The organism is Streptomyces sp. P17 (assembly GCF_032436805.1).
Lineage (GTDB): Bacteria > Actinomycetota > Actinomycetes > Streptomycetales > Streptomycetaceae > Streptomyces.
Map to the genome: position 1 here is coordinate 1 of NZ_JAVRBF010000222.1, position 634 is coordinate 634.

1 pseudogene is annotated in these 634 nt (G+C 63.2%); it reads right to left on the bottom strand.

Annotated features, from left to right (window positions below):
• A pseudogene (locus RMT89_RS40505) lies at window positions 1–634 on the bottom strand (hypothetical protein); the annotation flags it as partial.

Sequence of the window (634 nt, forward strand, 5' to 3'; positions counted from 1 at the left end):
GGCCTGACTCATCCGCCACCGCGAAATGGATGGGAGCGCCCACCTTCGAGTTCGGTTCAGCCGTGATCGGCAACACCTCGCCATTGTTCGGCGTGCGGATGAAATCCTCACGAACCCGCATCAGCTCCTGCAACGGGCCGCGCCTGATCATCTCTTGGAGCGGCGCGTAAATGTTGTCGGTCTGATCCTCAGCCGTCGCCAACAGTTGGATGCGGGACACCGGCCGCGGAATACCCATCGGCTCACCCGCATCGTAGGCGTAGACGAACCCGCAACCGCAGCCATGATCGACACACCGATACCGCTCGCCACCAACAGCCCAGCCAGCGAAAATGCACGGCCCGACAGCCTCGAACGGGATCAGCGACGCAGCCCACGGCGACTTCCCCGTCTTCTGCGGCCCCACCACCTGCGAACGGCGATACTGGAACGCTGGCGCACCCACCGGGCGGGCCTGGTTAAACACCGCCTTCGGCTTCACCCTGTAATGGTTGAGTGTGCACCACAACTGCCAGCCGTCATGCACAAACGGCTCACCCATCGACCAGCCGTCAGCGACCAGGCAGTGGGCCTCGATCCAGTCAGCAGACAGATACCCCAGAGTTGGCCACGCAACCGACCAGTCATCGTCAGG